General features: G+C 56.2%; 19 protein-coding genes. 10 read left to right on the forward strand and 9 right to left on the reverse strand.

The features are described from left to right. Positions 1-4: 4 nt before the first annotated feature. Positions 5-1,030, reverse strand: coding sequence for a CAF17-like 4Fe-4S cluster assembly/insertion protein YgfZ (ygfZ, locus tag CR155_RS08750; RefSeq protein WP_102069637.1), 1,026 nt, complete (start codon positions 1,028-1,030; stop codon positions 5-7). A 150-nt stretch (positions 1,031-1,180) separates the two neighbouring features. On the opposite strand from ygfZ, the gene mltG reads away from it, so the two are divergent. The 5 genes from mltG (at position 1,181) to CR155_RS08775 (ending at position 5,660) form a co-directional block, all read left to right on the forward strand. Beyond that, complete coding sequence (mltG, locus tag CR155_RS08755) at positions 1,181-2,191, forward strand: endolytic transglycosylase MltG (protein WP_102069638.1); 1,011 nt, start codon at positions 1,181-1,183, stop codon at positions 2,189-2,191. Beyond that, positions 2,191-2,835: a dTMP kinase gene (tmk, locus tag CR155_RS08760; RefSeq protein WP_102069639.1), complete on the forward strand. Its 645-nt coding sequence runs from the start codon at positions 2,191-2,193 to the stop codon at positions 2,833-2,835. The genes mltG and tmk overlap by 1 nt, the downstream gene beginning before the upstream one ends. Beyond that, positions 2,832-3,881, forward strand: coding sequence for a DNA polymerase III subunit delta' (gene holB, locus CR155_RS08765; protein ID WP_102069640.1), 1,050 nt, complete (start codon positions 2,832-2,834; stop codon positions 3,879-3,881). Before tmk ends, holB begins: the two co-directional genes overlap by 4 nt. 8 nt (positions 3,882-3,889) lie before the next feature. Next, positions 3,890-4,660: a TatD family hydrolase gene (locus CR155_RS08770; RefSeq protein WP_102069641.1), complete on the forward strand. Its 771-nt coding sequence runs from the start codon at positions 3,890-3,892 to the stop codon at positions 4,658-4,660. Positions 4,661-4,805: 145 nt separating this feature from the next. Next, complete coding sequence (locus tag CR155_RS08775) at positions 4,806-5,660, forward strand: ankyrin repeat domain-containing protein (protein WP_102069642.1); 855 nt, start codon at positions 4,806-4,808, stop codon at positions 5,658-5,660. 83 nt (positions 5,661-5,743) lie between these two features. Here CR155_RS08775 and CR155_RS08780 read toward each other — a convergent pair whose 3' ends face one another. The 4 genes from CR155_RS08780 to CR155_RS08795 all read right to left on the reverse strand — a co-directional run bounded on the left by CR155_RS08780 (position 5,744) and on the right by CR155_RS08795 (position 8,432). Next, positions 5,744-6,547, reverse strand: a complete 804-nt coding sequence (locus CR155_RS08780; RefSeq protein ID WP_199171713.1) for an RsiV family protein — start codon at positions 6,545-6,547, stop codon at positions 5,744-5,746. Next, positions 6,544-7,242, reverse strand: coding sequence for a glutathione S-transferase N-terminal domain-containing protein (locus CR155_RS08785; protein ID WP_102069643.1), 699 nt, complete (start codon positions 7,240-7,242; stop codon positions 6,544-6,546). The genes CR155_RS08780 and CR155_RS08785 overlap by 4 nt, the downstream gene beginning before the upstream one ends. Before the next feature lie 9 nt (positions 7,243-7,251). After that, positions 7,252-7,761: a glutathione peroxidase gene (locus CR155_RS08790; protein ID WP_102069644.1), complete on the reverse strand. Its 510-nt coding sequence runs from the start codon at positions 7,759-7,761 to the stop codon at positions 7,252-7,254. Positions 7,762-7,874: 113 nt separating this feature from the next. Then, entirely contained in the window at positions 7,875-8,432 is a 558-nt protein-coding gene (locus tag CR155_RS08795) for a peroxiredoxin (RefSeq protein WP_102069645.1), read from the reverse strand. A gap of 67 nt (positions 8,433-8,499) precedes the next feature. On the opposite strand from CR155_RS08795, the gene arsC reads away from it, so the two are divergent. Further along, the gene (arsC, locus tag CR155_RS08800; protein WP_102069836.1) at positions 8,500-8,844 is read left to right on the forward strand and encodes an arsenate reductase (glutaredoxin); all 345 of its coding nucleotides are present in this window, start codon (positions 8,500-8,502) and stop codon (positions 8,842-8,844) included. Between the two features lie 34 nt (positions 8,845-8,878). Beyond that, positions 8,879-9,751, forward strand: coding sequence for an EamA family transporter (locus tag CR155_RS08805; RefSeq protein ID WP_102069646.1), 873 nt, complete (start codon positions 8,879-8,881; stop codon positions 9,749-9,751). Between the two features lie 27 nt (positions 9,752-9,778). Here CR155_RS08805 and CR155_RS08810 read toward each other — a convergent pair whose 3' ends face one another. The 4 genes from CR155_RS08810 to CR155_RS08825 are packed head-to-tail and all read right to left on the reverse strand — an operon-like array spanning position 9,779 to position 13,612. Continuing rightward, on the reverse strand, positions 9,779-10,846 hold the full coding sequence (locus CR155_RS08810) for a sulfate/molybdate ABC transporter ATP-binding protein (RefSeq protein ID WP_102069647.1): 1,068 nt from the start codon (positions 10,844-10,846) through the stop codon (positions 9,779-9,781). Then, complete coding sequence (gene cysW / locus CR155_RS08815; RefSeq protein ID WP_102069648.1) at positions 10,843-11,745, reverse strand: sulfate ABC transporter permease subunit CysW; 903 nt, start codon at positions 11,743-11,745, stop codon at positions 10,843-10,845. The genes CR155_RS08810 and cysW overlap by 4 nt, the downstream gene beginning before the upstream one ends. A 2-nt stretch (positions 11,746-11,747) precedes the next feature. Then, positions 11,748-12,611 (reverse strand): sulfate ABC transporter permease subunit CysT, encoded by an 864-nt coding sequence (cysT, locus tag CR155_RS08820; protein WP_102069649.1) that lies wholly within the window; start codon positions 12,609-12,611, stop codon positions 11,748-11,750. Positions 12,612-12,634: 23 nt separating this feature from the next. After that, positions 12,635-13,612 carry a sulfate ABC transporter substrate-binding protein gene (locus CR155_RS08825; RefSeq protein ID WP_233214091.1) on the reverse strand — a complete coding sequence of 326 codons (978 nt, stop codon included), beginning with the start codon at positions 13,610-13,612 and terminating at the stop codon, positions 12,635-12,637. Positions 13,613-13,872: 260 nt separating this feature from the next. On the opposite strand from CR155_RS08825, the gene CR155_RS08830 reads away from it, so the two are divergent. Genes CR155_RS08830 through CR155_RS08840 form a run of 3 tightly spaced genes read left to right on the forward strand, consistent with a single transcriptional unit; the run spans position 13,873 to position 16,408 of the window. Continuing rightward, on the forward strand, positions 13,873-14,310 hold the full coding sequence (locus CR155_RS08830) for an MbcA/ParS/Xre antitoxin family protein (protein WP_102069651.1): 438 nt from the start codon (positions 13,873-13,875) through the stop codon (positions 14,308-14,310). Beyond that, positions 14,297-15,040, forward strand: a complete 744-nt coding sequence (locus CR155_RS08835; RefSeq protein WP_233214057.1) for an RES family NAD+ phosphorylase — start codon at positions 14,297-14,299, stop codon at positions 15,038-15,040. Before CR155_RS08830 ends, CR155_RS08835 begins: the two co-directional genes overlap by 14 nt. A 24-nt stretch (positions 15,041-15,064) precedes the next feature. Next, positions 15,065-16,408 (forward strand): NAD(P)H-dependent oxidoreductase, encoded by a 1,344-nt coding sequence (locus CR155_RS08840; RefSeq protein WP_102069653.1) that lies wholly within the window; start codon positions 15,065-15,067, stop codon positions 16,406-16,408. Positions 16,409-16,413: the final 5 nt, after the last annotated feature.

The raw sequence follows: 16,413 nt of genomic DNA on the forward strand, positions 1-16,413 counted from the left end.
GGTGTCAGCTTTCGGTCTTGACTTGATAAGGCAAAGGAAGCAGTTCGATGGCAGGGCCGTCGGCCTTTCCCAGGCGAAAGGCCGACGTGGGAAGGTCGGATAGCTGCACCTCCATCAATAGATGCAAATCGCCGCAAATTGCCGCGTTGATGATACGCCCGCAAGGCATGTCGGGGTTGCCCGCCTTATAGATATCGGCGCCTGGCAGTGTTACGGATTCGATATCGCGGGCGCCAGTAACAACGCCATAAGCCATACGACGCTTGACTGTGCCTCGGTAATGGCTGCGCGCCACCACTTCCTGGCCCGGATAACATCCCTTGGAAAAACTTACCCCATCGATCAGATCGAAATTGAGCGTTTGAGGAATGAAAAAATCCTGGGTGGCTGTACCCACCCAAGGCAAACCGGCGGCAATATCCCCCGCACGCCAGCATTCACTGGAAGTGTCGGCGGCCGGCGTCCCGGGGGCCGGGGCTTTGGCATCTGGCGTGTCGAGCTGTTCAGCGTACTCCTGGGGATCAGACGCCGCGAACCACCAGCGAGCCGTATCGACCGTGGCGGAAGGCGCTGAAATCCACGTGCCGGCGGCGCTACGAACAACATCCCACGTACTCTGTTGCGCCGACATAATGGCAGCTTGCTTCATGATATCCGTGGACGGTATGTTCTTATCGGTTCCCGATTTATTGAACGTTACGCCCAGCACCTGCAATGGTGACTGCCTGAAGACGACCTGGGCGCGCAATACGAACATCGAGAGTCGCTTGATGAGGGCGGACGCGATATCGGCCTTGACAAGCGCATACAGCTGGGTGGCTCCGTTAGTTCTATGTTCAGACCAAATCACCATGCTGCCCAGCAAACGTCCCTTGGCAGTGCAATAACCAGCCAGACGGGCCTGGTCGGACGCCATTCCCGTGATGTCATGGGTGAGTTGACCATGCAAGAAAGAAGCAGCGTCCGATCCGGAAACTTCAATGACGGCGAGGTCATCCAGGAGAGCAACAAAATTCGGGAGGTGAGTCATGGGTAAAAGTGGGCTCGCGACAAGAGACATAGACAGAGGTAGCGTTTATGATAACGGGCTTCGGCAGATTATGCAGTGAAACTCATTATCGGGCGATGTGTCCGATTTCCACCGGCTCGTTAGTTCCCGGCCGGGATACACTTTGGTTCAATGACAAAATTCAAATCTTTCGTGCTGTATACGCTTTTACTGCTGGCACTGATCGCCACTGGTCTGAGTGGAGCGGCTTGGTACTGGGTCGAGCGCCCCGTCGCCATGGACACCGAACGCGTCGACTTTGTGGTCGAATCGGGAAGCCGCCCGCGGACCATCGCCCAGTTGATGAACAAATCAGGCATAAAGATCAACGAAGACGCCTTTGTCGCTCTGGCGCGGCTGACAGGACGCGATACGTTGATCAAAGCGGGGGCCTACGAGGCGGTGCGCGGCGACACGCCCCGTGCCTTGCTCGAGCGCATGGCCAATGGCGATATGTCCCAAACGCAGATCACCTTGGTGGAAGGGTGGTCTTATCAGCGCATCCGCCAGGCCCTGGAGCAGAATCCACAGGTCAAGCAGACACTTGCCTCAGTGTCCGACGAAGAAATCGCACAAAAACTGGCCATTACTGAAAGTAGCCTGGAAGGGTTGTTCTATCCTGACACCTATGTATTCGTTCCCGGCTCGTCCGACTTCGATATTCTGCGACGCGCCTATCATGCACAGCAACAGCTCCTTGCTTCCGCCTGGGAGGAGCGTGATCCTGACCTGCCTCTGACGAAACCCTACGACGCCCTGATCCTCGCCTCTATCGTAGAAAAAGAGACCGGTCACAGCGCAGACCGACAACGCGTGGCCGGGGTGTTTATCAACCGGCTTCGACTAGGCATGCCTTTGCAAACCGACCCGACGGTCATATACGGGATGGGCGATACATATCAGGGCCGAATACGCAAGAAAGACCTGACCACCGACACGCCATGGAACACCTACACACGTGGTGGCTTGCCGCCGACGCCCATTGCCAGCGCCGGTAAGGCTGCCCTGTTGTCGGTCCTGCATCCTGAAGCGCACAAGTTTCTCTATTTTGTATCCCGGGGCGATGGGTCCAGCGAATTCTCCCAGAATCTTGCGGATCATAATCGGGCCGTATCTAAATATATATTGGGACGACGCAACTGATGCAGGTTCAGCGTGGCTGTTTTATTACTCTGGAAGGATTGGACGGGGCGGGAAAAAGTACGCATGTCCAATGGATTGTCGACCAACTGCAGAGTCGCGGCCTCCCGGTCGTTTCAACCCGCGAACCAGGCGGTACGATGTTGGGCGAACAACTGCGACAATGCGTGCTGACCCAACCTATGAACCTTAAAACGGAAACGCTGCTCATGTTTGCAGGGCGGTGCGAGCATATCGAGACGGTGATCAAGCCTGCACTAAATGCCGGCAGGTGGGTCGTCTGCGACCGTTTCACCGATGCTACCTATGCCTATCAGGGCGGCGGACGACAACTGGGCGAAAAAAGCATCAACTGCCTGGAACAATGGGTGCATGCCGACCTGCAACCCGATCGCACCTGGCTTTTCGATATTCCGCTAGCCGTGGCGCGCGAGCGCCTTGGCAGGACCCGGGAATTGGACCGATTCGAACAAGAAGGCGACGCTTTTTTCGAACGGACTCGCTACGCTTATCACGAACGCGCGCGCCAGCATCCGCAGCGCATGCGTATCATTGACTCAACTGAATCCATTGCAGCGGTACGCCGTACCCTTGTTGCCCAACTCGACGACCTAGTCCTGGCACATCAGAATGGTGGTGGGGCATGAGTGAGCCGGCGTCTTTCCTGCCCTGGCAGGAGCCGCTGGCGGCTTTGTGGCTTGCGCAACGCGAAAGGTTTGCGCATGCCTGGCTGATCCACGGTGTGCCCGGTATCGGCAAGCGGCAATTCGCTCTGGCGGCAGCAGCCAGCCTTCTATGTGAATCGCCACTGAACGGCCTAGCCTGCGGCCGATGCGCCGCGTGTCACTGGATGGCCAGTGGCAATCACCCTGACTTGCGCCGTATCAGACCCGAGGCCATGGCTCTCGAAGAGGGGCCGGCCGCAGCGGATTCAGACGATGAAGGCCTCGCCCCTGGCACGTCCAAGAAGGCGCCGTCCAAAGATATCCGGGTCGAACAACTACGAGGATTGAGTTCCTGGTTCAATACGGCGACCCACCGTGGCGGCTGGCGGGTAGCCGTGCTGTATCCCGCTCAGGCGATGAACAGCATTTCTGCGAATGCCCTGTTGAAAGTGCTTGAGGAGCCTCCCGAACATACGATTTTCCTGCTCGTGGCGGACGCCCCCGATCGTCTGTTGCCCACATTGCTTTCGCGCTGTCGGCGCCTGCCTTTGCCGGTTCCGGACAAAGCAGCAAGTCTTGCATGGCTCGACCAGCACCAAGTAAACGATGCGCCACTATGGCTTGCGGCAGCGGGCGGAGCGCCCTTGTTGGCGTTGCAATTGGCTCAAACGAGTGCAAGTCCATGTCCCGAGTGGCTTGGCGACCTGATCACGCCATTGGTCCAGGGCTGCGCAATCGACGTCGGACCCCTCGCTGACCACCTGGAAAAAGTGCCCGCCGAAATATGGATAGACGCGCTTCAACGCCTGTTCATGGATCTTCTGCTGGCGGCCAGCGATGCACCGCTGCGCTATTACCCTGGCCTGGAAAAAACCATACGTTTGGCGGCTGGGCACGCAACATTGGTCAACCTGGCTGAAACAGCAAAATGGCTGGCGCAGCAGCGGGCCGTTGCCCGACATCCCCTCAACGCCAAGTTACTTCTACACAGCACTCTGCAACGGGTGGCGCTGGCGTGCCGCCCATAGGAACGAACATGTATGTAGACTCTCATTGCCACCTCGATTTCCCTGAGCTGGCTCAGAACTTGCCTGATATCCTCGACCGCATGGTCCAAAACCAGGTTGGCCATGCATTGGTGGTGAGTGTAAACTTGCCGAATTGGCCCCGGCTCATGGAGCTGGTTGCACCGCATTCCCATCTCCATGCATCGGTAGGGGTGCATCCTGACTACGAAGATACGCCCGAACCGTCAGTGCAAGACCTGGTCGACATGGCCCAGTCGCCAAAAGTGGTGGCCATAGGAGAAACAGGGCTGGACTATTTTCGTCTAGCCGAACCCCTGGATTGGCAACGCGACCGTTTCCGCACGCATATCCGGGCGAGTCACGGCAGCGGCTTGCCCTTGATCATCCATACCCGCTCCGCCAGTGCAGACACCCTGCGCATCATGAAAGAAGAGGGCGCCGACCGATACGGGGGCGTCATGCACTGCTTTACTGAGTCCTGGGAAGTGGCGCAAGCTGCAATGGAAATGAACTTTTATATTTCAATTTCGGGTATCGTTACCTTCAAGAAGGCACAAGCACTGCAGGAGCTGGCCACCAAGCTTCCGCTGGATCGCCTGCTGATTGAAACCGACTCCCCATATCTGGCGCCGGTTCCTCACCGCGGTAAACTGAACGACCCGTCCAACGTCATGCATGTGGCCGAAAAAATCGCCGAACTGCGCGGCATTCCCGCCGGCGACATAGCAAAACACTCAACTGATAACTTCTTCAGACTTTTCAATAAGATAAGACGATAACCTAATGAATTTTATAGATCAAGAGGAACCGGCTTTAAAAGCAATGATGTGTAGAATATAAACATTCAAAACAATGACTTGTACAACATTGTTAAATCATAATGTTTAAAGTTAAATAGTTAAAGTACTTTGTTTAAAGTGAATTATGAGATCTAGTCTTTCCGCAACCGTCATCGTTCGTTCCTGGGCGCTGGGCCTGGCAATGGCCTTCCTGTGCGTGGCCGTCCAGGCGGCCAACCCTGCCGACTGGTGGGTGGACATAGCGAATGATCGCGTCTCCAATGTCAAGACCATGCTGGCACAAGGCGCCGATCCAAATGAACTCAGCTCAAAAGGACAACCGGCCATCATGCAGGCCATTCGCGACGGTGCCTGGGGCGTCTACGACGTCCTGGCGGCACATCGAAAGACCTCACTGAATGCCATCAACATCAATCGCGAGACACCATTGATGTATCTGGCAGTCCTGGGCGAAACGAAGCGGGCAAAAGATCTGATCCGACGTGGAGCAATGGTGAATCGCCTGGGCTGGACGCCCCTGCACTACGCAGCATCGACGGGCAAGCTGGAGACGGCCAGGATGTTGATAGCAAACAAAGCCATCATTGATGCGCCTGCGCCGGACGGAACGACCCCGCTGATGATGGCGGCACATTCCGGAAGCGAGGCCATGGTGCGGTTGCTGCTGGACCACGGGGCAGAAGTCACGACACAAAACCTTCAGAAGCTGGACGCCGCCGACTGGGCCGTCAACAATAAGCATGTTGCGCTGGCCACCATGCTCGAGACCATGATCGATAAGACCTTGAAACAGCGCGCTGCCGCGCGCCAGGGCGAAAGCCAGGCCCCCGGATCCGGCAACATTGCACCGGATATCAGGGCGATAGATCCGCTTGAGATTGATGCAGGCGCCACAGCACCCGAACGCAACGTTCCCCAAGTGAAGACCGACAAGCCGTCATCGACATCACCCTATTTCGACCTTGAGCGATTCAAATAAAATGCATGGTCTGTTAAATGCCCTGCGTTACCCAGATCTCGTCGAGCAACGCAGATAGGCGCAACGCAGATGCCTCCCGATCGTCAAGTCGGGATAAATTCGGGGCGCAATATTCCTCGTAACCGTTCATAGGGAATCAGCAGCTCCGGCTGTCCAGACGAATAGGGCGCGATCTGGTAAGAATCATATTTCACCAGCAGCCCGCCATCCGTGAACGCAAAATTACTGCTCGCCTGGAACGGCCACAAGCGGTCGTAGGCAGCCGGATCGCGCATGGCATCCGGGTTGGACGCCAGCCATTGCGCATGCACCTCTTTCAAGGCGGCCTGAAAGGCGTCCTGTTTTCCATCTTCCAGCACATGGGTCAAGCCGAGCACCTTGCCGCTGTCGTTGTCCCAATTCAAAAACTGGGTGGCTGATATTCCGTGAGCGGCCCCAGTGTAATACTGCCAGGTATTCAATTCAACGACTGTCAAGTACTTGTTGCGGTAACGTGTTTTGGCTGCCAGCAACGTTGAATCACGAGGTGCCGCAGTCTTCCAGAAGTAAGCCTCGTACTCCTCTACCGTTGCATAAGGAGGAGCGCCGCTGCTGCCGACGCCGGTCATGACGGCTAGAGCGTGATCCACCAATTCCGTCAGCCTGGCTATGCCTGGAAAAACAATGGAGTCCAGTTTCACGGTTGGGCATTCGCCCTCGCACCCAGGCTTCTTGTGTTCCCACTTGACGTCTTGCGTGAACAGGCCGACTTTGCTGGTTTGCGCAGCGGTCTCCGCAGGGATGAGCGAAATGTTGTCAGGCGGTCCACTGGCACACGCCGTCATCAGAGATGCAGCGCCTATGGCGAGGGCCAGGCGCACGGATACTGCAGGAATCATTTTATTCATTTGATTGTGGTGGCATCCTGGCCGAAAAGAATTTGACGGGACGCTTCGTCGCTCACTGAAGGCGTCGTGTTGATTTCGTCGGCGAGTGCGTACGCGCGAGTGGTGGCCGGGCGCTGACGTATGGCGTCGAACCAGCGCCGCAGGTTGGGGAAATCATTCAATTCTTGTGCCTGGCGTTCGTGCGGAACAATCCATGGATAGCATGCCATATCGGCGATGGAATAGTCGCCGGCAATGAATTCACGACCCTCAAGCCGCCGGTCCAGCACTTTGTACAAGCGTGCGGTCTCTCGCACATATCGGTCTATGGCGTACGGGATCTTCTCGACCGCATAATTATTGAAATGATGATTTTGTCCGGCCATGGGGCCCAAACCGCCCATCTGCCAGAATAGCCATTGCAAGGTATCGACCCGGCCTCGCAACGTATCCGGAATGAATCGGCCTGTTTTTTCCGCCAGGTATAACAATATGGCGCCCGACTCGAATACCGGGATTGCAGAAGCGCCGTCTGCAGGCGCATGATCGACAATGGCAGGGATACGGTTATTGGGCGCAACCTGGAGAAATTCGGGCTGGAATTGATCACCCTTGCCAATATTGACCGGAATGATTTTATAAGGCAATCCTGTCTCTTCAAGAAACAGAGTGATTTTGTGTCCGTTCGGAGTCGTCCAGTAGTACAAGTCGATCATGCTGATCCTTTATTTCGTTGCGAGCGAGGCTGCCTGCGCCTTCAAGGCCTCTTCGATATCCTTGCGCAAGGCATCGGGCTTGGTGGTCGAACCGTAGCGTCGCAGTACCTGCCCGTGGCGGTCCACCAGAAATTTCGTGAAATTCCATTTGATATTGCGCGTGCCCAGGACACCTGCTTTCTCACCTTTGATCCAGGCGAACAGGGGATGGGCACCCGGCCCATTAACCTCAACCTTGTCGAACATGGGAAAGGAAATTTCGTAGCTGCTGGAACAGAAGCGGGCAATTTCATGAGCGTCGCCGGGCTCCTGGTGCCCAAACTGATCGCAGGGGAAACCCAATATGGAAAACCCGCGATCGCGGTACTCACGGTAAAGCGATTCCAGTCCCTGATATTGCGGCGTGAATCCACACTGGGAGGCCACGTTGACGACAAGCAATACCTGGCCTCCATAGCGGGAGAGGTCAATAATTTCGCCACTCAGCGCCTGGGCCGAAAAAGAATAGATTGATGTCATCGCTTACGTATCGCGTCCTGGCTATTGATTTTTGTACTTTACCATTGAAGCGATCGCCTTAAGACAATGGATGCCGTGCGCGTACAAACCCAGTTCAGGCAAGCTGAACGTGCTCATTTATTTTTGGCTACCCAATCCTTTACCGCAGCCATGGTGTTGGCTACGTGACCGTCCGGACTCATGCTGCTGTAGTGATAGTAAATTTTCTGATCCGGCGTTATGACATAGGAAATACGATTGGCCATATCGGGCTTGAACGCCATTTGCGCATCGTAGGCCTTTATGACCTTTGCATGCGGGTCGGCGCCAACGGCGAACTTGCTCTGGCAAGCACTGACGGAGAACTTCTTCAATTTATCGAGATCGTCGGCCGACACGCCGAGCACCGTCGCGCCGTGCGCTTTATATTCGTCAGTCGCTTCGGCGAAATCATGCGCCTCAATCGTACAACCCTTGGTGAACGCTGCAGGATAAAAATACAGTACGACAGGGCCTTTCTTCAGGGCATCGTTCAACGAGAACGCGAAGGCGTTGCCCCCAAGGGCAGCATCTATCGAGAAGGCTGGCGCGGTGGCGCCAACCTTGAGTTGTGCGTGGGCAACGAATGGCAATGCGAACAACAAGGCGATGGCACCACACACGATGATCTTGAGTTGGCGAAAAGAATTCACGATTGCTCCCGATGGACGAATCAAAGCGCTAAGATAGCGGACCTTACAAGATTTCAAATTTATGTCGATGACCACGATCTATCATAATCCTCGTTGCGGCACGTCGCGCAATGTGTTGCGAACACTGCAAGACCGCGGCATAACGCCCACGATTATCGAGTATCTCGAGACTCCGTTGTCGAGCGGTGAATTACAAGGGCTCATACGCAATGCGGGCCTGGCCGTGCGGGACGCCATACGCAACAAAGAACCGCTGTTCGACGAACTTGGCCTGGGCGATCCCGCATTGACGGACGGTCAGTTGCTCGATGCCATCGCGGCACATCCCATCCTGTTGAATCGGCCCTTTGTCGTCACCGAAAAAGGCACACGTCTGTGTCGACCCGCTACGGCCGTGGAAGAAATTCTGTAGACACGCCGCAACAATCAAGACCCACAGAATCTCGATGACGCTCCAAGTATTCCTGTTGGTCGTCGCCGCAGCCGCGCTGCACGCGTCCTGGAACCTGATATCCAAACGTGCGGCCGGCGCCGGGGCGTCGTTCGTCTTTTGCTATCGATTGATGTCCACCGTCCTTTACGCCCCATGGGTGGTCTACATACTGTGGAATGAGGGCATGACGTGGACCTGGGAAGTGGCCGCATTCATCGGTATTTCCAGCGCCCTTCATCTGGGGTACAGCATCTGCCTGATGCGCGGTTATCGTGCGGCCGACCTGTCCGTGGTCTATCCGGTAGCGCGCGGCACCGGCCCGCTGCTGGCCAGCGCAGGCGCTTTCCTATGGTTGGCGGAAACGCCCTCCGCCCTTGGAGTCCTGGGCATCTGCAGCGTGGTGGCAGGCATACTGCTTATCGCCACTCAGGGAAACTGGCGCAAGTTTGCGCAAACCGAGGCCTGGGTGGGAATACGCTGGGGCTTGTTGATAGGCATGTTCATCGCCGCCTACAGCCTGAGCGATGCCTACAGCGTCAAGGTCTTGCTGGTCGCGCCGGTTCTGCTGGACTGGCTGTCCGCCTGCGGCGGGACAATATTGCTGGCCCCAAGCACCTGGGTGCGCCGCAGGAGCATGATGTTGCAAATGCAGGGAAAATGGCATCTAGCGCTGGCTGTGGGTGCGCTGTCGCCCATGGCATATATTCTGGTCCTGTATGCCTTGCAACAGGGCGCCGATGTAAGTGTCGTAGCCCCTTTGCGCGAGATGTCGATGATGATGGCAACCTTCGCCGGCTTCCTCATACTCAAGGAGAAAGTGCCGCCGACAGGATGGCTCGGATGCATCGTCATCATTGCGGGTGTAATCCTGCTGTCTGTCCGCTAAGGACCGAGCAAGCACTCTCGGCGATAACTATGCCGCATGGTCCAGGAAAATATGTACCTGGCGCGGCTGGACCACAAGGGACTCGCTCTCTTTCAGCTGCAGATGCCGCAACCTGTCCTGCGATATCACCACCTCGATCAATTCGTCGGTATCGCTGCGCAGCAGCTCGAGCTGTGCCAGCGGACCGACAGCATGGATGCGTTCCAGACGAACGACCAAGCCCTTGGCGCCCGCCGTGTATCGTTCAATATCGATGTCATGCGGACGCACATAGGCCGTGCCTTGTATGTCACGCACATCCTGGTGGGTCGGCGCATGAAAAGAGGCGTCCCCGGTCTCCAGGTAACCATTGTGCACGCGCCCCCGGAATAGGTTTACATCGCCCAGGAAGCTATACACGAACGGCGTTGCGGGCTGGTTGTACACCGATGCGGGCGTGCCCACCTGCTCGACCTTGCCATGATTCATGACAACGATTTCGTCGGCAACCTCAAGCGCTTCCTCCTGGTCATGTGTCACAAATATGCTGGTAACCTGGAGCTCGTCGTGCAGACGGCGCAGCCAGCGGCGCAGTTCCTTGCGGACCTGTGCGTCCAGGGCACCAAAAGGCTCATCCAGGAGCAGCACCCGCGGTTCGACTGCCAAGGCGCGTGCAAGGGCGATACGTTGTCGCTGGCCGCCCGACAAGGCGGCAGGTTTGCGGTCCGCCAGCCAGTCCAGCTGTACAAGTTCCAGTAGTTGCGCCACTTTTTCGCGTATGGCGGCTTCGGATGGACGAAGCTTGCGGGGCTTTACCCGCAGGCCGAACGCAATGTTCTCGAACACGGTCATGTGTTTGAAAAGTGCGTAATGCTGGAACACAAAACCTACGTGGCGTTCGCGCACGTGCCGCTGTGTTGCACTTTCATTGTCCAACAGAATATGGCCCGAGTCCGGATGCTCGAGTCCCGCCACAATCCTCAACAAGGTCGTCTTGCCGCAGCCTGAGGGACCCAGCAGGGCGGTCAGCTTACCGTCGGGAAACTTCAGCGTCACGTTGTCCAAGGCGGTAAAATCGCCAAACTTCTTATGTATATTGCGTACTTCGATGCTCATGACCCATGCTCCCGCGCATATTGTGATGGCAGTGCGTGCCATTCAATCCACGACTTCAGACCCAGCGTCAACAGGGCCAGCAACGCCAGTAACGACGCTACGGCAAACGCGGCAGAGAAGTTGTATTCGTTATAGAGAATCTCCACGTGCAGTGGAATCGTGTTGGTGAGGCCTCGTATATGGCCTGATACGACCGATACGGCGCCAAACTCGCCCATCGCCCGGGCGTTGCACAGGATGACGCCATACAGTAATCCCCACTTTATGTTCGGAAGGGTGACATGCCAGAACGTCTCCCAGCCGGAAGCGCCCAGCACCAGCGCTGCCTCCTCTTCTTCGCTGCCTTGCGACTGCATCAACGGGATGAGTTCGCGGGCGACAAAAGGAAAAGTGACGAAAATGGTCGCCAGCACGATGGCCGGCAAGGCGAAAAGGACTTTGATGTCGTGCACATACAGCCACGGTCCCAGCCATCCCTGCGCACCGAAAATAAGCACATAGATCAGGCCAGAAATAATTGGCGACACGGAGAACGGAAGATCAATTAAGGTGACCAGCAGATTCTTACCACGGAATTCGAACTTGGCCACTGCCCAGGCGGCGCTCACGCCGAACACAAGATTCAACGGCACTGAAATCAAGGCAGTCAGCAAAGTCAGCTTGATGGCCGACACCGCGTCCGGCTCAATGATGGCCGCAATATAGGCATCCCAGCCTTTACGAAGCGCCTCTGTAAAAACCGCGAACAAGGGGATGAACAGGAACAAAACCAGGAAAAGCAAGGCAATTGTTATCAATCCTACCTGGACCCAGCGAGGTTCGACGGTGGCCGCCGTCGCGCGGGCGGAAGGAACATTAGGGATCACCGCAGCGGGCAGGGCGAAGTCGGGGTTGGACATATTCAATTTCTCGCTACTTTGGTGCGTCCGCGCGTCCAGGCTTGCAACAGATTGATAGCCAGAAGAAGCAGGAAAGAAATCGAAAGCATGACGACAGCAATGGCCGTCGCTCCAGCGTAGTCATACTGTTCGAGCCTGGTGACTATCAACAAAGGAGTGATCTCCGAAATCATCGGCATGTTTCCAGCTATGAAGATCACCGAGCCATACTCGCCTGTGGCGCGGGCGAACGCCATGGCAAAGCCGGTAAGCAAGGCGGGCAGCACGGTCGGGAATATCACCCGGGAAAATGTTTGCCAGGGTCTCGCACCAAGACTGGCGGCGGCTTCCTCAAGCTCGCGTTCCGCCTCCTCCAGCACCGGCTGCACGGTCCTGACGACAAAGGGCAAGCCGATGAATGTCAATGCCACCACGATGCCCAGCGGGGTAAACGCAATCTTGATGCCCAGTGGCTCAAGATGTTGGCCGATCCAGCCGTTGGGCGCGTACAGAGCGGTAAGGGCTATTCCTGCGACCGCTGTCGGAAGTGCAAAAGGCAGGTCGACCAACGCATCGACCAACCTTTTTCCGGGAAAGCGATAACGAACCAGAACCCAGGCGACAATGCCGCCAAAGACGACATTGATAGCAGCCGCTATGAGCGAGGCCCCGAAGCTCAAGCGATATGAAGCCATGACGCGGTTCGACATTACGGTTTCCCAGAATCCGTCCCAGCTCATGGTGAACGTCTTCAGGAAGACCGCCGACAACGGAAGTAGAACAATCAGGCACAGATAAACCAATGTGAATCCCAGGGTAATGTTGAATCCGGGGATAACACGAAAGGGTGTGGATCGCGTGGCAAGTATGCCGGCAGTGTTGGACATGAATCAGGCTCTTCGATGATGCTCTATTTCTTTCCGGGGACGTATATCTGGTCGAAGATGCCGCCATCGCCAAAATGTGTCTTCTGGACCCTGTCCCACCCGCCGGCCACGTCCTCGATGGTGAAAAGTTTTACGTCGGGGAATTGCTGCGCATACTTCGCCGCGATTTTCTCCGAGGTGGGGCGGTAGTAATTCTTGCCCGCAATATCCTGTCCTGCATCGGTATAGAGGTATTGCAGATATGCCTGTGCAACGTTACGGCTGCCTTTCTTGTCGACCACTTTGTCCACGATGGCCACAGGCGGCTCGGCCAGGATGCTGACCAATGGCGCAACGATTTCCACTTTGTCCGGACCCAGTTCCTTGATGGCCAACAAGGCTTCGTTCTCCCAGGCCAGCAGTACATCGCCGATGCCACGTTCCACAAAAGTAATGGTCGAGCCTCGCGCACCGGAATCCAGCACTGGCACTTGCTTGAACAGCTTGGCCACGAATGCTTTTGAGCTCTCTTCACTGCCGCCCGGTTGCTTCATCGCGTAACCCCACGCCGCCAGGTAATTCCACCTTGCGCCTCCGGACGTTTTAGGGTTGGGGGTGATGACCGAGATACCCGGCTTGATCAGGTCATTCCAGTCTCTGATTTGTTTTGGATTGCCTTTTCGCACAAGGAATACGATGGTGGAGGTGTAGGGTGAACTGTTGTGCGCAAAGTCTTTCTGCCAATCCGTCTTGATGACTCCGCGCTGCGCGATGGCATCGATATCCGACGCCAATGCCAGCGTGATCACATCGGCGTCGATGCCGTCAATGACGGATCGGGCCTGCTTTCCTGAACCGCCGTGCGATTGCTTAATGGTTACGGTGTCGCCCGTGGCGTTTTTCCAGTATTTGGCGAAGGCCTGGTTGAACTCCTGGTAAAGCTCGCGTGTGGGATCATACGAAACGTTAAGCAGTGAGATCTCGACAGCGCCGACCGACTGCGCAGCGAAGGCGCTTGCCATGAGCAAAGCTTTGATGAAAAGTGGCGACAACATGAATGCTTCCTTGTTTTACTGCTATTTTTGAATACAGTCTCAAGGCTAAGCGGCCGCGCAGGAAAACAGAACGAATAGTTTGGTCATTGTTAATAAGCCCAGGCCATAAGATTCGTACGCTATATGTTGATATAGCGCCAGGATAGTAAGCGAGGTGTGGAATATCGTGCCCGAGGCTTGCATACTCCTTATATGGAGCATAGAATAACCACAAAAGGAGTTTCATCATGAGCCTCGCTTACGCTTATCCATCTAGCCGGTTCGAACCGGCACCTGTTATCGACCTCAGCGACAAAGCCACGCGCGAACGGCTATCGAAATCCGCCTTGCAAGGCTTTTTCAAGCTCGCACAGGCATGGAAGCTTCGAGACGAAGATGCCTGCATTTTGCTGGGCGGGGTTTCCAGCAGTGCTTTCTACGAATGGAAAAAAAAGCCCGGCCGTGTACTCGAGGTAGACCGCATTACTCGCATTTCCTATCTCCTGGGTATCTATAAAGCGCTGCATATTCTGTACGGCGACCAGCTCGCCGATCAATGGGTAAGCATGCCTAACCGGAACGTCATCTTCGGCGGCAAGACACCGTTGCGCTACATGCAGGAAGGCGGCTTGCTCGCCATGCAAACGGTGCGCACCCTGCTGGATGCACGGCGTGGGGGCATGTAACGTGCGCGTGCCGCCTCTTGCACTGATACGCCAGCTGGATACCTGCCGTTTGCTGCCTTCGCGCTTCGTCGATCAAGAAGACTCTGTACTGGCGCCGCTGGCTGAAAGCGCAGCCCATCTCAAGGATTTGTTCGACCTCGACAACGCAAGCAACCGGCGCCTGGCGGCCGAACGCGGTGCCATGCCTGGCATCGGTATCGACGAACTCGTGTTTGGCGTGCCAAATTTCCGGATGATCAATGCGGCCTATGCCTATGCCAGACCAGAAGGCAGTCGATTCAACACCGGTGAGCGCGGAGCATGGTATTGCGCTTTTGAACTTGAAACAGCATTGGCCGAAATCGTATTCCATAAAATTGTCGAGTATGCCGAAATCGATTATTTCCACGATACGGTCAGCTATCAACTGGTGCTGGCCGACTTCAGCGCCGAATTTCACGATCTGCGCAGCACTGCGTCGTTCGCAGCTTGCCTCGATCCCGCCAGTTATGTTGCCTCGCAAAAGCTCGCCAGCCGTTTACTCGAGCTAGGTTCCCTGGGTATTGTCTATCCCAGTGTCAGGCGCAAGGGGGGCACCAATCTGGCCTGTTTTCGCCCGGCGTTGGTTGGCAATGTAAGGCGGGGGCCTGCCTACACACTATGCTGGACAGGTGATCCGCAGCCTTCCATCGCAGCAGTTGCCAGCACACCCAAAACCAAAGTAAAAACACGATCCAAGCCGTCCAAATAATAATTCCCGACAGGTGGAGACCTCATGAGCCTATACGCGCAGCTTCAGCAACGAGCCGCAACGAATAATCCGATCCGGATCGGCCTGATTGGCGCCGGAAAATTCGGTTCCATGTATCTTGCGCAACTTCCTCGCACACCAGGAGTTCATCTGGTGGGCATAGCCGATCTCTCGCCAGAGACGGCCCGTCGAAATCTGGCGCGTGTCGGTTGGAAACCCGAACAAAGCGAAGCTCCATCCGCCCAAGCCGCACTGTCGACGGGTGGAACGTGGATCACCGACGACTGGAAAGCGCTTGTGAGCCTGCCTCAGCTCGATGTTATCGTCGAATGTACCGGTAACCCGATAGCCGCCGTCGAACACTGCCTGGAAGCATTCGCCTACGGAAAACATGTCGTCAACGTAACCGTCGAAGCGGATGCATTCTGCGGCCCGCTGCTGGCATCCAGGGCGGCAGCCGCCGGCGTTATTTATTCCATGGCATTTGGCGACCAACCGGCCCTGATCTGCGATTTGGTCGACTGGGCTCGCACCTGCGGCTTCCCCGTGATCGCGGCTGGCAGGGGACACAAATGGCTGCCTCATTATTCAGAATCGACGCCAGAGACAGTTTGGGGTTACTACGGCCTCAGCCCCGAGCAAGCTCGGCGCGGCGGCTTGAATCCCAAAATGTTCAATAGTTTTCTGGACGGTTCCAAACCCTCCATCGAAAGCTGCGCTGTAGCCAACGCAACGGGCCTGTCCGTTCCTTCCAACGGCCTGCAATACCCTCCGGCAAGCATAGAAGATATCCCTTTCGTTACGCGGCCCGTCAGCGAAGGCGGCGTACTGGAACGCAAAGGGATGGTTGAAGTAGTTTCGTCTCTGGAGCCCGACGGACGGCGCATACCGTATGACATCCGCATGGGCGTGTGGGTAACGATAGAAGCCGAAACCGACTATATAAAGAATTGTTTTGAAGAATACAATGCGCACACCGATCCTACCGGCCGGTATTTCACCCTGTATAAGCGGTGGCACCTCATCGGTCTAGAAGTCGGCATGTCGGTCGCATCCGTCGCGCTGCGCGGCGAAGCCACGGGCGTAGCCACTGCCTGGTCGGCGGACGTCGTTGCCACCGCAAAGCGCGATTTGCGTGCGGGCGATGTACTGGACGGCGAAGGCGGTTACACGGTTTGGGGCAAACTGCTGCCGGTTGAAACGTCGACCCGCATGGGCGGCGTACCGCTTGGCCTCGCGCACGATGTCAAACTGCTGCGGACAGTAAAAAAAGGACAATGTGTGACCTGGGACGACGTTGCCATAGACACGACAACAGCCGCCTACGCCTTGCGCAAAAGCATGGAACTCCTGACTAAATCCGATTAGAATCC

It is taken from the genome of Pollutimonas nitritireducens (assembly GCF_002849615.1).
GTDB classification, from domain to species: domain Bacteria; phylum Pseudomonadota; class Gammaproteobacteria; order Burkholderiales; family Burkholderiaceae_B; genus Pollutimonas; species Pollutimonas nitritireducens.

Coding starts and splice junctions, on each gene's coding strand:
- CR155_RS08830 (WP_102069651.1), top strand. CDS start 13,873: ATGAGCCTCGCTTACGCTTATCCATCTAGCCGGTTCGAACCGGCACCT.
- CR155_RS08840 (WP_102069653.1), top strand. CDS start 15,065: ATGAGCCTATACGCGCAGCTTCAGCAACGAGCCGCAACGAATAATCCG.
- tmk (WP_102069639.1), top strand. CDS start 2,191: ATGCAGGTTCAGCGTGGCTGTTTTATTACTCTGGAAGGATTGGACGGG.
- CR155_RS08770 (WP_102069641.1), top strand. CDS start 3,890: ATGTATGTAGACTCTCATTGCCACCTCGATTTCCCTGAGCTGGCTCAG.
- CR155_RS08780 (WP_199171713.1), bottom strand. CDS start 6,547: ATGAATAAAATGATTCCTGCAGTATCCGTGCGCCTGGCCCTCGCCATA.
- holB (WP_102069640.1), top strand. CDS start 2,832: ATGAGTGAGCCGGCGTCTTTCCTGCCCTGGCAGGAGCCGCTGGCGGCT.
- cysT (WP_102069649.1), bottom strand. CDS start 12,611: ATGTCCAACACTGCCGGCATACTTGCCACGCGATCCACACCCTTTCGT.
- mltG (WP_102069638.1), top strand. CDS start 1,181: ATGACAAAATTCAAATCTTTCGTGCTGTATACGCTTTTACTGCTGGCA.
- CR155_RS08825 (WP_233214091.1), bottom strand. CDS start 13,612: ATGGCAAGCGCCTTCGCTGCGCAGTCGGTCGGCGCTGTCGAGATCTCA.
- ygfZ (WP_102069637.1), bottom strand. CDS start 1,030: ATGACTCACCTCCCGAATTTTGTTGCTCTCCTGGATGACCTCGCCGTC.
- cysW (WP_102069648.1), bottom strand. CDS start 11,745: ATGTCCAACCCCGACTTCGCCCTGCCCGCTGCGGTGATCCCTAATGTT.
- CR155_RS08790 (WP_102069644.1), bottom strand. CDS start 7,761: ATGACATCAATCTATTCTTTTTCGGCCCAGGCGCTGAGTGGCGAAATT.
- CR155_RS08785 (WP_102069643.1), bottom strand. CDS start 7,242: ATGATCGACTTGTACTACTGGACGACTCCGAACGGACACAAAATCACT.
- CR155_RS08805 (WP_102069646.1), top strand. CDS start 8,879: ATGACGCTCCAAGTATTCCTGTTGGTCGTCGCCGCAGCCGCGCTGCAC.
- arsC (WP_102069836.1), top strand. CDS start 8,500: ATGACCACGATCTATCATAATCCTCGTTGCGGCACGTCGCGCAATGTG.
- CR155_RS08775 (WP_102069642.1), top strand. CDS start 4,806: ATGAGATCTAGTCTTTCCGCAACCGTCATCGTTCGTTCCTGGGCGCTG.
- CR155_RS08810 (WP_102069647.1), bottom strand. CDS start 10,846: ATGAGCATCGAAGTACGCAATATACATAAGAAGTTTGGCGATTTTACC.